This window comes from Nocardia sp. NPDC005825 (assembly GCF_040630175.1).
Classification (GTDB): Bacteria; Actinomycetota; Actinomycetes; order Mycobacteriales; family Mycobacteriaceae; genus Nocardia.
On record NZ_JBEXXC010000020.1, the window covers coordinates 45,197 to 59,818 of the forward strand.

The following is a 14,622-nucleotide window of genomic DNA, read 5'->3' on the forward strand; positions in this document are numbered from 1 at the left end:
CGAGTCGCCCGACCGTACGGAGCCGAGCGTGAAATCCGTAGCGCCACAGAACAACGCGCCGCAGACCAAGCGCCGGGGTGATCGGCTGGGCGTCTCCGCCCGGGCATGGGTGTTCGTCACGCCGGTGCTGCTCGCCCTGGCCGTGGTCATCGGCTATCCGGTGGTCCGGGCCCTGATCATGTCCTTCCAGAAGGACTCCGGCCTGGACAAGTCCACCGGCATGTTCGTCGAGGGCGGCGGCGCGGGCTTCAGCAACTACACCCACTGGCTGCTGCAGCAGTGCACCAACTCGCTCGGCGAGACGGTGGACTGCCCGACCGGCAACCTGGGTTCGCAGTTCTGGGCCGCCATCGGCGTCACCCTGCTGTTCACCGTCGTGACCGTCGCGCTGGAGGCCACCATCGGCCTCGGCATGGCGGTCATCATGGGCAAGACCTTCAAGGGCCGCGCCCTGCTGCGCGCCGCCGTGCTCATCCCGTGGGCCATCCCGACCGCCGTCACGGCGCGGTTGTGGGAGTTCATGTTCCAGTACGACGGCGTGGTGAACCGCATCTTCGGCACCCACATCCTGTGGACCGCCGACCCGTGGCCCGCCCGCTTCGCGGTCATCGCCGCCGACGTGTGGAAGACCACCCCGTTCATGGCGCTGCTGATCCTCGCCGGCCTGCAGGTGATTCCGGAAGACGTGTACGAGGCCGCGCGCGTGGACGGCGCGTCCGCGTGGCAGCGCTTCCGGCACATCACCCTGCCGCTGCTGAAGCCGGCGCTGCTGGTGGCGGTGCTGTTCCGCACCATGGACGCGCTGCGCATGTACGACCTGCCCGCGATCATGACCCAGTCCAACCCGGCCACCCGCACCATCTCCATGCTGGTGGTGGATCAGGTGCGCCAGGGCCCGAACAGCGCGTCGGCGCTGTCGGTGATCACCTTCCTGCTCATCTTCACCGTGGCGTTCTTCCTGGTGAAGGTGTTGGGCGCGAACGCCGTTCGCACCCAGGAAGAACAGCGGGAGGCCCACTGATGAGCACCAACGTCGTCGAGCGGGCCGCGAACAAGCCCGCGCCGCAAGCGGTTCCGTGGAGCAAGCGACTCGCGTCCGGCCGCGTCTACCTGGGCGCGCTGATCGTGCTGGTGTGGGGTCTGGGACCGTTCTACTGGATGGTCGTGACCGCGCTGCGCGATCCGGCCTACACCTTCGACAACACGCCGTGGCCCACCCACGTCACGTTCGAGAACTTCCGCAACGCCTTCGACACCAGCCGCGGCAACAACTTCGGCCGGGCACTGGGCAACAGCGTGATCATCGGCGCGGCCACCACGGTGGTGGCGCTGCTGATCGGCATCATGGCCGCCTACGCGCTGGCGCGGCTCACCTTCAAGGGCAAGTACCTGGTGTCCGGACTCATCCTGTCCGCCTCCATGTTCCCCGTGGTGGTGCTGGTGACCCCGCTGTTCCAGCTGTTCACCGACCTCGGCTGGATCGGCCACTACCAGGCCATGATCATCCCGAACATCTCGTTCGTGCTGCCCATGACCGTGTACATCCTGGCGTCCTTCTTCGCCGAACTCCCCTGGGAACTCGAAGAAGCCGCGCGGATCGACGGCGCGTCGCGGTTCCAGGCGTTCCGCCTGATCATGCTGCCGCTGGCCGCGCCCGCCGTGTTCACCACCGCCATCCTCGCGTTCATCGCGGCGGTCAACGAATACCTGCTGGCGCGACTGCTCTCCAGTGACAAGACCGAACCGGTGACCGTCGCGGTGGCCCGCTTCTCGGGCAACAACCCGCTGGTCCAGCCGTACACGGCGATCATGGCGGCGGGCACCATCGTCACCATTCCGCTGGTCATCATGGTGCTGCTCTTCCAGCGCCGCATCATCTCCGGCCTCACCGCGGGCGGCGTCAAGAGCTAGGCAAATGGGCGGAGCCGCGGGGGACGTCGATTAGCATGAGTCCCACCGCGGCCGGTGCTGCGGGGTTTTCGTGTGCTCCCCACCCGGGTGGGGTCGAACCGCGCTTTGTCGACGCTCCGGAAGGAGATGCTCGTGAGCTCGTCCCACGACCGGCAGGCAGGAGAACCGGAGGCGTCCGTCACCCGGGCGGAGTGGAACGAGCTGGCGGCCAGCGCATCCCATCGGCAGCGGTATCCCTCGCCGAGCCGCCCACGGCGGCGGGCCAAGCCGCCCGTCAACCCCGATCAACCGGGCGCTCCGACACAGCGCACTCGCGGACAACAGATCCGGCGACTAGCCCTCGCACTGTTCCTGGTCCTGGTGGTCATGCCGACCACCCTGCTGGGCGTCGCCTACTGGAGCGCCGAGATCCCGGACCCGAACGCGGTGCAGACCAACCAGATCGCCACCATCTTCACCTCCGACGGCGCGACCGTCATCGCGAAGGTCGTTCCGCCGGACGGTAATCGAATGCCGGTACCGCTCACCGATGTGCCGCTACCGGTGCGCCAGGCCGTGCTCTCGGCGGAGGACCGCAACTTCTACTCCAATCCCGGCTACTCCACCTCGGCGTTCCTGCGCGCGGCCCGCGACAACCTGCTGGGCCGCGACGACGCGGGCGGCGGATCCACCATCACCCAGCAATACGTGAAGAACGCCTTCCTGAGTTCGGAACGCACCCTGAGCCGGAAGATGCGCGAGCTCATCATCTCCGCCAAGATGGCCCGCGAATGGAGCAAGGACGAGATCCTCGCCGCCTACCTCAACACCATCTATTACGGTCGCGGCGCGTACGGCATCTCCGCCGCCGCCCACGCCTACTTCGGCAAGTCCGCCCCCGAACTCACCCTGGCCGAAGGCGCGGTGCTGGCCTCGGTCATCCGCACCCCCTCGCTGCTGGACCCGGAGACCCACCTCGACCACCTGCGCGCCCGCTGGGCCTACGTGCTCGACGGCATGGTCGAGATGGGCACGCTGACCCGCGACGACCGCGCCGCCACCCAGTTCCCGATCGTCATCCCGGCCACGGCGGTGGACGACGGCGCCTCGCGCGGACCCGAGGGCCTGATCCGCGCCCAGGTGCTGCGCGAACTGCGCGCCTCCGGGATCAGCGAGCGCGAACTGAATACCGGCGCCCTGCAGATCACCACGACCATCGACGCCAAGGCCCAGCAGGGCGCGCTGACCGCGGTCGGCAGAGCGCTGGCCGGGCAGCCGGGCGAACTGCGCTCGGCGGTGGTGTCGGTCGATCCGCGCACGGGCGCGGTGCGCGCCTACTACGGCGGCCCCGACGGCATCGGCTTCGATTTCGCGCAGGCCCCGCTGCAAACCGGTTCCGCCTTCAAGACTTTCGCGGTGGTCGCCGCGCTGGAACAGGGAATTCCACTGAGCTACCAGCTCGACAGCGCGCCACTCACCGTCAATGGCGAGAAGATCCAGAACGTCGACGGCGAATCCTGCGGCACCTGCTCGCTCGGGGAAGCGTTCAAACGCTCGCTCAACACCAGCTTCTACCGGCTGTCCGGAACCCTGTTCGAGGGTCCGAAGGCGATCGCCGACGCGGCCCACCAGGCCGGCATCCCCGACCAGATCCCCGGCGTGTCCGGCAAGACCCTGGCCGAGGACGGCGGCGGCCCGCCGCTGCCCGCCATCGTGCTGGGCGCGTACTCGGTGCGCCCGATCGACATGGCCTCGGCCTACGCCACCCTGGCCGCCTCCGGCGCCTACCGCGCACCCCATTTCGTACAGAAGGTCGTGACCGGCGACGGCCGGGTGCTGCTCGACCGCGACGCCGCGCCCGGCCCGTCCGAGCAGCGCATCCAGGCCGGCGTCGCCGACTCCGTCGCCCAGGCCATGCTCCCCATCGCCGCCTACTCCAACGGCCACGGCCTGGCAGGCCGCCCGTCCGCGGCCAAGACCGGCACCACCCAGCTCGGCACGACCGGCCAGAACAAGGACGCCTGGATGGTCGGCTTCACCCCGGCCCTGTCCACCGCGGTCTGGGTGGGAACCGAACAGCCCCAACCGATCCGGACCGCCCGCGGCGCCGCCATCTACGGTTCCGGCATGCCGGCCGACATCTGGAAGCAGACCATGGACGCCGCGCTGGCCGGAACGCCGGTCGACCAGTTCCCCGGTCCGGCGCCGGTCGCCGGAAATCCCCCGGCCAACAGCAATTACGACATCCTGAACCCGCCGACCCCGGCCCCCGCGCCGGGACCGGTCCTGGTCATCCCGCCCGCTCCCACGCCCCGCGAGGTCGAGATCTTCCCCGGCATCAACGTCCCGGTCCCCGGGTAGCGTTCATAACATTCATGTCCTGTTGATCATGTTTCGTGCCTACTGCTCCATCCGCGCGCGGCCGCGGATATTGTGGAACCCGCTACCGGATTCAGCGACTCCGAATGCCGGTGGCAGGATGCGGGTTGGGAGCAGGGTGGGGTCGGAGACAGCACGAGACATTAGGGGCGACGCCGGTGGAATTCAATGTTGTTGAACGCCACGAAACGCTGGTAGCCGGAACGGTGCTACGCAGCCCGGCACTCGCGGTCGAAGGGCCGCGCCGCGCGAAGGTCGAGGAGGCCTGGAAAAGAACGATCGCCCGCGATCTGCCGGGCCCGCCCGCGACCGCGTACGTGGATCACGCACCCGAGATCGGTTCGTATCTGACCCATATCGTCGGCTACGAATGCAAGAATCCGGACGACCTATTGCCCGGCGATGTACTGGCGCGTATCCCGGGCGGCGTTTTCGCCCGCTTCATTCGCAGCGGCGACAATCTCGGCGACGTGATCGTGTCGATCTGGCGGACGGTCTGGGACCTCGAGGCGGCCGGCAGCCTGGTGCGCGCCTACACCGGGGATTTCGAGCACTATCCGGACAACCGGACGGTGGAGGTTTTCGTCGCGCTGAATCCGAGCGCGGAGGGGTAGGGGAGCAGTGGACTTCGAAATCGTCACCCTGGAGGAATTCCTGGTCGGCGGACTGACCATCCCCCTGGCGGGCCGCGAGGTCACCGCCCGCGACCTGGACCTGGTGAACTTCACCTGGGACCGCTACCTGGCCCGGGAGAAGAAGGCCGAACGCGTCGCCGCCTACATCGGTCAGAACGATCACGCGGTAGCCGTTCTCGGATACGAGCTTTCGGGCCTGCCCGACCTGGACACCGGCGACGTGATGACCCGCATCCCCTCGGGCCGCTACGCGAAATTCGTTGTCTCGGACAAGCCTTACGACCTGCTCCGCACCGCCTGGGCCCAGGTCGCCAAGGCCGAGAACGCGGGCACCATCACCCGCTCCCACGCCGCGGAGATCGAGCGCTATACCGGCCCCACATCCGTCGAGGTCTACGTCTCCCTCGACTGACGTCGGAAAGCAAATAAAGGGCGGCATCGCGATTGCGATGCCGCCCTTTATGTTCGGGGGTGTGGGGGCGGAGCCCCCACGTCTCCCATCGGGGGTTCGGGGGGCGAAGCCCCCTGAGAGCGATGAGAGTTATTCAGCGTCGATGATGAAGGCCTCGAGCTGGGCGCGGGCGACGTCGTCGGCCAACTGCTTGGGCGGCGACTTCATCAGGTAGGCCGAGGCCGGGAGGACGGGTCCGCCGATGCCGCGATCCTTGGCGATCTTGGCGGCGCGGACGGCGTCGATGATGATGCCGGCCGAGTTCGGCGAGTCCCACACCTCGAGCTTGTACTCCAGGTTCAGCGGCACGTCACCGAAGGCGCGACCCTCGAGCCGGACGTAGGCCCACTTGCGGTCGTCGAGCCACTCGACGTAGTCCGACGGGCCGATGTGCACGTTGCGGTCGTACACCTTGCCCGAGAGCGGGCCCTCGAGGTTGGAGGTCACGGCCTGGGTCTTGGAGACCTTCTTCGACTCCAGGCGCTCACGCTCGAGCATGTTCTTGAAGTCCATATTGCCGCCGACGTTGAGCTGGTAGGTGCGGTCCAGCACGACGCCGCGGTCCTCGAACAGCTTGGCCATCACGCGGTGGGTGATGGTCGCGCCGACCTGCGACTTGATGTCGTCGCCGACGATCGGCACGCCGGCGTCGATGAACTTCTGGGCCCAGACCGGGTCGGAGGCGATGAACACGGGCAGCGCGTTGACGAAGGCCACGCCCGCGTCGATGGCGCACTGCGCGTAGAACTTGTCGGCCTCTTCCGAACCGACCGGGAGGTAGGAGACGAGGACGTCGACCTTGGCATCCTTCAACGCCTGGACGACGTCGACCGGCTCGGCCTCGGACAGCTCGATGGTCTGCGCGTAGTACTTGCCGATGCCGTCCAGCGTCGGTCCACGCTGCACGGTCAGACCCGACGGCGGCACGTCGGAGATCTTGATGGTGTTGTTCTCGCTGGCGAAGATCGCGTCGGACAGGTCGAAGCCGACCTTCTTGGCGTCGACGTCGAACGCGGCGACGAACTTCACATCACGGACGTGGTACGGACCGAACTTCACGTGCATGAGTCCGGGGACGGTCGAATTCTCGTCGGCGTCCTTGTAGTACTGCACGCCCTGAACCAGGGAAGATGCGCAGTTACCCACGCCGACGATGGCCACCCGAACTTCGGTGTTGATCTCACTCATGGCCGATATTTCCCTCTTTCTGTGGTGCCGCCTTCGTCGATTGCTCCGCAGCAATCAACTCGTTGAGCCAGCGCACTTCGCGCTCGCTTGATTCGAGACCGAGTTGATGGAGCTGGCGGGTATAGCGGTCCAGTTGCCCACTGGCTCGCTTTATCGCTTCCCGCAGTCCTTCTCGGCGCTCCTCGACCTGCCTCCGCCGCCCCTCCAGGATTCGCATCCGCGCTTCCGCGGGGGTGCGGCCGAAGAAGGCCAGATGAACGCCGAAGCCGTCGTCGGTGTAGTTCTGGGGTCCGGTGTCGGCGAGCAGTTCCGCGAACCGCTCCCGTCCCGGGTCAGTCAGGTTGTAGACCCGCCGCGCACGGCGCGTTGCCAAGCCCTGCGGACTCTCCTCCGCGATGAGGCCGTCGGCCTGCATGCGCCGCAGGGTCGGATACAGCGACCCGTAGGAGAAGGCCCGGAACGGGCCCAGCAGACCGGTGAGCCGCTTGCGCAGCTCGTAGCCGTGCATCGGCGACTCGAGGAGCAGCCCGAGGATTGCCAACTCCAGCACCGGGCTTCACCCCCTGACTGTTGTGTTCAGACCTAACCGATGGATGCAGTTACAAACTATATCGCGCCGATATAAACGGCGCACCGAACCACCGCGATGCGGCGTGCGGTGAGCCGCGTTACGCCGTGTGGCGAATTGATCAGAGTCCGTCCGGGGCGTGCGGGCCGAGGGCCACCGCAAGTACTCTGGGTCGCGTGCGAATACAGCGGCAGGTAGTGGACTATGCGCTTCGGCGCCGGTCCCTGCTGGCCGACGTCTACGCGGGACGGGTGGACGTCGCGGATGTGTGCGATGCCAATCCGTACCTCCTGCGGGCGGCGAAGTTCCACGGGCGGGGAAGCGAGGTCACATGCCCTATCTGCAGGAAAGAGCAGTTGACACTCGTCTCGTGGGTCTACGGCGACGGCCTGGGTGCCGTGGCGGGCTCCGCTCGCGCGCCGGAGGAACTGGTCCGGTTGGCCGAGACTCGGGAAGAGTTCTCGGTGCATGTGGTCGAGGTGTGCCGGACCTGTAGTTGGAACCATCTGGTGCAGTCCTATGTGCTGGGCCTAGCCCCGGCGCCGACGGGCCGACGCCGCACCGGCACCCGTCGTACGGCCGCCGAGTGAGAGGCCACGTCGACTGCTGATCCGCGGGCACCCATGCCCGCCGCGGTACACCGACAGTGACCGCATCGAGCCCTGCCCGGGGACCCGGACCGTATCGAGAAGTAATTGGAGAGCCAGGCTGTGACATCGCCCTATGACGACGGACCGCACGGCGGCCGCCCCCGTGGCGGTTCGCAACCCGGCCCCGGTGGTTACCCGCCGCCGGCCCAGGGAGGACGGCCCGCGGGGCCGCCGCCCGGGGCGCGTCAGCCCATGGGGCCCGGTGGCCCGCAGCGCGGCAACGGCGGCGGTCCCGGCGGGATGCCGCCGCGCGGACCGAACGGCCAGCCGCAGCGCGGGGGCGCGCCGCAGGGCGGGCAGCCGGCCCGTCGGCCCGGATCGCCCGGGTCGCCGCCGCCCAGATCCGGCAATCCGGATGCGACCCGGAAGCTTCCGAACCCCGCCGCCGATCAGCGCGTGAACACCGGCGCGCGACAGGCGGTTCCGAATCACATCTCCCGGGGCGCCGCCTCGGACCGCACCCAGCGGGTCGCCGATCACGGGGTCCGCGCGGGCGCCGCGGCGGGCGCGGGCGCGGCGACGCGGACCCGCCCGGCCGAGGGCAATCGACCGCCGACCGGCGGCCAGCCCGCCACCCGGCGTCCCCAGGGCGGCACCCCGCCCGGCCCGCCGCCGCGGCGGCCGGGCGGCAACGGTTCCGGGGGCGGCAAGGGCGGCGGCAAGGGCACGCCCCGCAAGACCTCCATCTGGCGGATCATCCGCCGGACCATCTACGTGGGCATGGCGCTGGTGCTGGGCCTGGGCAGCACGGTCTTCCTGTACGCCTATTCGACGGTGAACGTGCCGCAGCCCGGCGACCTGAAGAACAATCAGGTGGCCACCATCTACATGGCCGACGGCAACTCGGTGCTGGCGAAGATCATTCCGCCGGAGGGCAACCGGACCGATGTGACGATCGACCAGATCCCGCCGCACGTCCGCAACGCGGTCATCGCGGCCGAGGACCGGTCGTTCTACACCAACCCGGGCTTCTCGATCCAGGGCTTCGGCCGCGCGTTCGTCGGTCAGCTGACCGGCAATTCGAGCGCCGGTGGTGGTTCGACGATCACCCAGCAGTACGTGAAGAACGCGATGGTCGGCAACGAGCACTCGCTCACCCGAAAGCTGCGTGAGCTGGTGATCTCGGCCAAGATGGCCAAGCAGTGGTCCAAGGACCAGATCCTGGCCGCCTACCTGAACACCATCTACTTCGGCCGCGGCGCGTACGGCATCGACGCGGCGTCCAAGGCGTACTTCAACAAGCCGGTGCAGGATCTGAGCGTGGCCGAGGGCGCGGTCCTGGCTGCCACCATCCAGCAGCCGTCGAACCTGGACCCGGAGAAGAATCCGCAGGGCGCGCAGACCCGCTGGAAGTACGTGCTGGACGGCATGGTCGACGGCGGCAACCTGCCCGCCGCGGACCGCGCCAACATGCAGTACCCGCCGGTGATCACGGCCGCCGAGGCGCAGCACGACAAGACCCTGGACTCGGGCCCGGAGGGCCTGATCAAGACCCAGGTGCTCAAAGAGCTGGAAGCCGCGGGCATCTCGGAGCACGACCTGAACACCCAGGGCCTGCAGATCACCACCACGATCGACCAGAAGGCCCAGGACGCCGCCGTCAACGCGGTGAACAAGGTGATGGACGGCGAGCCGGAGAAGCTGAAGGCCGCGGTGGTGTCGGTGGATCCCAAGACCGGTGCGGTGCGCGCCTACTACGGCGGTTCCGACGGCCAGGGCTTCGACTTCGCCAATGCCGGTCTGCAGCCGGGCTCCTCGTTCAAGGTGTTCGGCCTGGCCGAGAACCTGGAACTGGGCAAGCCGCTCTCGACCATGTACGACAGCTCCTCGCCGTTCAAGGTCAACGGCATCGAGATCCACAATGTCGCCGACGAGAACTGCGGCATGTGCACCATCGCCGAGGCCACCAAGCGGTCCTACAACACCAGCTTCTACCGGATGATGCTGGACATGCCGGGCAACGGCCCACAGAAAATCGCCGACATGGCGCACCGGCTCGGCATCCCCGCGAACGTCGACGGCATCGGCAAGACGCTGGTGGAGCCGGACGGCTCGTCGCCGAACAACGGTATCGTGCTGGGCCAGTACAACGTTCGCGTGCTGGACATGGCCTCGGCCTACGCCACGCTGGCCGCGTCGGGCATGTACCACGCGCCGCACTTCGTGACCAAGGTGGTCGCCTCCGACGGCACCGTGCTGATGGACCGCGGCGACGTGGCCGGTGAGCGCAAAGTCGCGGCGGCGGTGGCCGACAACGTGACCGACGCGATGAAGCCGATCGCGCAGTACTCGAACAAGCACCAGCTCGCGGGTGACCGCCAGTCGGCGTCCAAGACCGGTACCGCCCAGCTGGGCGACACCATCGAGAACAAGGACGCCTGGATGGTCGGCTACACGCCGTCGCTGTCCACCGCGGTGTGGATCGGCACAGCCGCCGGAAACGAGAAGCTGCGCAACGTCAATGGCGGCATGATCTACGGTTCGGGCCTGCCGTCCGACATCTGGAAGTCGACCATGGACGGCGCGCTCAAGGGCACGACGAACGAGTCCTTCCCGAAGCCGGGCAATATCGGCAGCTCGCAGGGTGGTGTGCCGTCCTGGTCGGCGCCGTACACCGCGCCCTCGACCACCGAGGCGCCGCTGCCGCCGGTCGTCACCACCAGCCAGATGCCGATCCCGGGTCTGCCCGGGTTCTCCATCCCGGTGCCGGGCCTGGCGCCGAACCCGCAGAACCAGCGGCAGCAGACCCAGCCCGAGCCCACCCAGGAACAGCAGGGCGGCGGCACCGGTCCGATGTCCGGGCAACCGGTCGCGCCCGCGGACGGGGGCGCCACGACCACGGCTCCGAACAGCGGTGGCGGTACCGGCAACGGCAATGGGCGGCCGAATCGGTAGCCTGCTGGCGTGATCGAGCAGCAACTGGCGCACCGGTCGGCCGCCGCGAGCGGACCGGCCGGCGCGGCGCCGGAGCCGGGGGAGGCAGCAGGAGTGGAACAGGCTCGCGCGCAGCGTGATACGCCGGTCGGCTACGAGTCGCCGGCGCCGCTGGCGGACCATCTGCGGTCGGTCGACGACCGGGACAAGCCGAGTCGCACCGACACGCTGACCGCGCAGCTGTGCGATCCGCTGGGCGGCCCGGTGGGCGACCACGCCGTGATCGGCCGGGTCCGCTTCTGGACCCCGATGCGGGTGCTGATGGCGTTCGCGGTGCTGTTCCTGGCATTCGGCTGGTTCGGCAAGGCGGGCTGTATCCAGCAGCGGCCGGACTCCTCGGGAGTCATGGGCCTGGACTGGAACAACGGCCGCCAGTACCTGGCCATGTGCTACTCGGACACGGTGCCGCTGTACGGCGCCGAGCATCTCAACGAGGGCGCGTTCCCGTACAAGAAGCAGTGGGTCGAGTTCAGCGACGGCAAGCCGCAGGTCCGCTACATGGAGTACCCGGTGCTGTCCGGGATGTACCAGTACATCTCCATGGGAATCGCCAAGGCGTGGAAGGTCTCTCCGCTGCCGGGCAGCGGCGCGCTCGAGGTGGTCATCTACTTCAATGTGGTGGCGATCGGCCTGGCGATGGCCTGGCTGGTGACCATCTGGGCGACCGCGCTGTCGGCGGGACGGCGGATCTGGGATGCCGCGCTGGTCGCGTTGTCGCCGCTGGTGGCGGTGCACGCGTTCACCAACTTCGATTTGCTGGCAACGGCTTTCGCGGCGGGCGGCCTGCTGGCCTGGGGCAACCGCCGCCCGGTGCTGGCGGGCATCCTGCTGGGCTTGGGCGGTGCGGCGAAGCTGTATCCGCTGCTGCTCCTGGGCCCGATCCTGATCCTGTGCGTCCGCGCCGATCGCCGCGACGAGGACGACGCGGCCTTCGGCGGTCTGCCGCCGATGCGGGCCGCGGGCGCGGCGGTGGCGTCGGCCGCGATCACCTGGCTGGCGGTGAACGCGCCGATCGCGGCGCTGTACCCGAACGGCTGGTGGGAGTTCTTCCGGCTCAACACCGAACGGCACGCGGACCCGGATTCGATCTACAACGTGATCACCTCGTTCACCGGCTGGGCCGGATTCGACGGGGTGCTCGGCCCGCAGGACGTGCCGACCGTGCTGAACTCGGTGTCGCTGCTGCTGTTCATCGCGGCGTGCGCGGGCATCGGCTGGATCGGCCTGACCGCCGCGCGGCGGCCGCGGCTGGCGCAGCTGGCCTTCCTGGTGGTGGCGGCGTTCCTGCTGACCAACAAGGTGTGGAGCCCGCAGTATTCGATCTGGCTGGTGCCGCTGGCCGTGCTGGCGCTGCCGCACCGGCGGATCCTGTTGGCGTGGATGACGATCGACGCCCTGGTGTGGGTGCCGCGCATGTACTACTACCTGGGCCCGGATCACAAGGGCCTGCCCGAGCAGTGGTTCACCGGGACCGTGGTGCTGCGCGATCTGGCGGTGATCGCGTTGTGCGTCCTGGTGATCCGCCAGATCTACCGTCCCGCCGAGGATCCGGTGCGCCGCGACGGCGCCGACGATCCGGGCGGCGGTGTGCTCGACCGCGCCCCGGATCCCCAGGATCCGTGGCTGCCGTCCTGGCTGTGGCCGCGGCGGCCGGAACCCGTGCCCTGAGCCGTCGCTCAGGGCCGGGGCCCGCTCACCGCGTCAGAGGAAGCGGGCCAGCTGCGGTACGGCTTCGCCCGGGTGCTTGGCCTGGAAGCCCTCGCCGAGGGCCTGGAACTTCCAGTCCGCGCCGGGGGCCGGGCGGAACATCTTGCCCATGGCCATGCCGGTGAACGGCATGCCGCCGGTGAGGGTGAAGCGCGCCATCTCGGCATTGGTGGCGCTGTCCACCAGGCGGCAGTAGGCATTGGCGAGCTGTTCGAAGGTGTGGCCCTTGTAGGAGGTCACGATGAACAGCAGGGTGGTGACCGACGGCGAGATGCGCGACAGGTCGACGCTGATCTCCTCGTCGTCGCCCTCGCCCTCACCGGTCAGATTGTCGCCCTGGTGGCGGATCGACCCGTCCTTGGAGCTGAGGCTGCCGTAGTACACGACGTCCACCGGGCCGTGTCCGGCGAACATCACCACCGAGGCGTCCAGGTCCACGTCCACGGCCTTGTTGCCGAAGATGCCGCCGCGCTTGACCGGGTCCCAGCCCAGCCCCATCTTCACGTAACTCAGTGCGGCGCCGCCCTCCTTGCGCAGGTTGATGCGCTGGCCCTTGACCAGGCTGACGACATGGCCGGTGGGCAGATCGCGATCGGCCTGCGGCGCGGGCGGCGGCGGTGGCGGAGGCGGGTAGCCCCCGGTGGGCTGGCCCTGCGGGGGCGGCGGCGGGAAGCCGCCGGCGGGCGCGGGCGGCGGCGGGTAGCCGCCAGTGGGCTCGAATTGCGCGGGCGGGGGCGGATATCCGCCGGTGGCGGGGGCGAACTGCTCGGGTGCGGGCGCGGACACGGGAGCGGGCTGCGGCGCGTCGTCGACGCGCACGCCGTGGTCGGTGACCAGCGCGGCGAAGCCGCCCGCGTACCCCTGCCCGACCGCGCGGGCCTTCCAGCTGCCCTGGCGGCGGTACAACTCCAGTGCGATGACGATGGATTCGGTGCTCAGGCCCTCGATCCGGTACTCGTACAGCGAGTTTCCGGCGGTGTCGGAGACCCGGGCCACGGGTGCGGACAGCTGCCCGAAACTGCCGTTGGCGTCGTCGAGGGTGATGACGGCCCGAAGCTGTTCGATATCAGCGGGAATGGCGTCCAGCGATACCGCCAGCACGGCGGGCGTGCCCGGCGCGCCGGGGCGCAGCGTCACTCCCGGCCCCGAGGGCTGGTTGAAGAAGACGAAATCGGCGTCGGTGCGCACCGTGCCCGCCGGGGTGACGAGTAGCGCGGACAGATCGGCCGGTGCGGCCACCTCCACGCTGATCACCAGTTCGTGGACACTCAGCGGACCGTTCTGGCCCTTCACCAAAACTGCGGACACGATCGACCCTTCGCTTGACGGTGCGGTCGCTGCCACTCTACGAGAACGCGGCGACACGGGCCGGAGGCGTGGTGGCCGAGTATGCCGGGAACGCGTGGCAGTATCGGCACCGTGAGCGACGGTGAGGTGGAACCCGCGGAAGCGCACGAACAGTACCTACGAGCCTTCCGGCACCCGGCCGTGTCCCGTGACCAGCTGCGTGACCTGCTCGACGCGGTGAACGCCTTCCTGGACACCATCACTCCCAAGGAGGGCGAGTGCACTCCGCGCGGCGGCTGGGCCCCGGAATCCACGGCCATGGCCTTCCAGATCGGGCGCGCCGTCGAGCAGGTGCTGTCCGAGCGCGAGGACGCCGATCGGGAGCTGGTGCGCCGCCGCGATATTCGGGACCGCCTGGTGGCGGCGCTGGACGCGGTGCTGGACTGCTTGCGCACCCTGCCGGAGCTGGCCGAGGCCGAGGTGTCGCTGGGCACCCTCTGCGTGAACGAGGGCTTCCAGGTCTTCGACGACGGTTCGGTCCGCACCACTCCGGAACAGGAGGCGAAGGCGGACGCGGGTCTGCTGGAGCGCCGCCGGATCGAATTGGACGAGCAGATGACGGCCGCGGTGGCCGCGCGCACCGCCCTGGTGGAGGACACCACCGATCTGATCCGGGAACGTCTCGGCGTGGCCGAGGTGGGGATTCCGTGGGTGATCCTGGCCGCCACCCAGGGCGGCCTGGACGTCTCCGAACCGTTCGAATTCGCCGCCGACCATCTGCCCGACGGTGAACTGCGGGATCTGATGGTGCAGCTGGTCACCGATATCGAGCTGGCCCGCACCCTCGAGGAAACCGCGGAACCGCTGGCTTAGCCCGGATCCCGTCGCAAAAGCCCGAAACCACGTCGCCGCCGGACCGGTGGTGCGAGTCTG

Annotated in this window: 12 protein-coding genes; 9 read left to right on the forward strand and 3 right to left on the reverse strand. The window is 68.9% G+C overall.

Features of this window, described 5'->3' with window-relative positions; all coding sequences use genetic code 11:
- The first annotated feature begins 85 nt into the window (after positions 1 to 85).
- The 5 genes from ABZ382_RS33445 to ABZ382_RS33465 all read left to right on the forward strand — a co-directional run bounded on the left by ABZ382_RS33445 (position 86) and on the right by ABZ382_RS33465 (position 5,316).
- Entirely contained in the window at positions 86 to 1,021 is a 936-nt protein-coding gene (locus ABZ382_RS33445) for a sugar ABC transporter permease (RefSeq protein ID WP_357097490.1), read from the forward strand.
- Positions 1,021 to 1,911 (forward strand): carbohydrate ABC transporter permease, encoded by an 891-nt coding sequence (locus ABZ382_RS33450; RefSeq protein WP_357097426.1) that lies wholly within the window; start codon positions 1,021 to 1,023, stop codon positions 1,909 to 1,911. Before ABZ382_RS33445 ends, ABZ382_RS33450 begins: the two co-directional genes overlap by 1 nt.
- A 126-nt stretch (positions 1,912 to 2,037) precedes the next feature.
- Positions 2,038 to 4,251, forward strand: coding sequence for a transglycosylase domain-containing protein (locus tag ABZ382_RS33455; protein ID WP_357097428.1), 2,214 nt, complete (start codon positions 2,038 to 2,040; stop codon positions 4,249 to 4,251).
- A gap of 176 nt (positions 4,252 to 4,427) precedes the next feature.
- A complete protein-coding gene (locus ABZ382_RS33460; RefSeq protein WP_357097492.1) occupies positions 4,428 to 4,883 on the forward strand; it encodes an effector binding domain-containing protein in 456 nt (151 codons plus the stop codon).
- Positions 4,884 to 4,890: 7 nt separating this feature from the next.
- Positions 4,891 to 5,316 (forward strand): GyrI-like domain-containing protein, encoded by a 426-nt coding sequence (locus ABZ382_RS33465; RefSeq protein WP_357097430.1) that lies wholly within the window; start codon positions 4,891 to 4,893, stop codon positions 5,314 to 5,316.
- A 129-nt stretch (positions 5,317 to 5,445) separates the two neighbouring features.
- Here the strand turns inward: ABZ382_RS33465 and ABZ382_RS33470 are convergent, their stop codons facing one another.
- Both ABZ382_RS33470 and ABZ382_RS33475 read right to left on the reverse strand, forming a co-directional pair.
- The gene (locus ABZ382_RS33470) at positions 5,446 to 6,543 is read right to left on the reverse strand and encodes an inositol-3-phosphate synthase (protein ID WP_357097432.1); all 1,098 of its coding nucleotides are present in this window, start codon (positions 6,541 to 6,543) and stop codon (positions 5,446 to 5,448) included.
- Positions 6,536 to 7,093, reverse strand: a complete 558-nt coding sequence (locus tag ABZ382_RS33475) for a PadR family transcriptional regulator (RefSeq protein WP_357097434.1) — start codon at positions 7,091 to 7,093, stop codon at positions 6,536 to 6,538. The genes ABZ382_RS33470 and ABZ382_RS33475 overlap by 8 nt, the downstream gene beginning before the upstream one ends.
- A gap of 194 nt (positions 7,094 to 7,287) precedes the next feature.
- Between ABZ382_RS33475 and ABZ382_RS33480 the strand changes: the two genes are divergently transcribed.
- The 3 genes from ABZ382_RS33480 to ABZ382_RS33490 all read left to right on the forward strand — a co-directional run bounded on the left by ABZ382_RS33480 (position 7,288) and on the right by ABZ382_RS33490 (position 12,363).
- Complete coding sequence (locus tag ABZ382_RS33480; RefSeq protein ID WP_357097436.1) at positions 7,288 to 7,701, forward strand: DUF5318 domain-containing protein; 414 nt, start codon at positions 7,288 to 7,290, stop codon at positions 7,699 to 7,701.
- Positions 7,702 to 8,481: 780 nt separating this feature from the next.
- Positions 8,482 to 10,656: a transglycosylase domain-containing protein gene (locus tag ABZ382_RS33485; RefSeq protein WP_357097494.1), complete on the forward strand. Its 2,175-nt coding sequence runs from the start codon at positions 8,482 to 8,484 to the stop codon at positions 10,654 to 10,656.
- 93 nt (positions 10,657 to 10,749) lie between these two features.
- Positions 10,750 to 12,363 carry a glycosyltransferase 87 family protein gene (locus ABZ382_RS33490; protein ID WP_357097495.1) on the forward strand — a complete coding sequence of 538 codons (1,614 nt, stop codon included), beginning with the start codon at positions 10,750 to 10,752 and terminating at the stop codon, positions 12,361 to 12,363.
- A gap of 33 nt (positions 12,364 to 12,396) precedes the next feature.
- Here the strand turns inward: ABZ382_RS33490 and ABZ382_RS33495 are convergent, their stop codons facing one another.
- The gene (locus ABZ382_RS33495) at positions 12,397 to 13,710 is read right to left on the reverse strand and encodes a TerD family protein (protein WP_357097438.1); all 1,314 of its coding nucleotides are present in this window, start codon (positions 13,708 to 13,710) and stop codon (positions 12,397 to 12,399) included.
- Positions 13,711 to 13,821: 111 nt separating this feature from the next.
- Between ABZ382_RS33495 and ABZ382_RS33500 the strand changes: the two genes are divergently transcribed.
- Positions 13,822 to 14,562, forward strand: a complete 741-nt coding sequence (locus ABZ382_RS33500; RefSeq protein WP_357097440.1) for a hypothetical protein — start codon at positions 13,822 to 13,824, stop codon at positions 14,560 to 14,562.
- The last annotated feature ends 60 nt before the right edge of the window (positions 14,563 to 14,622 follow it).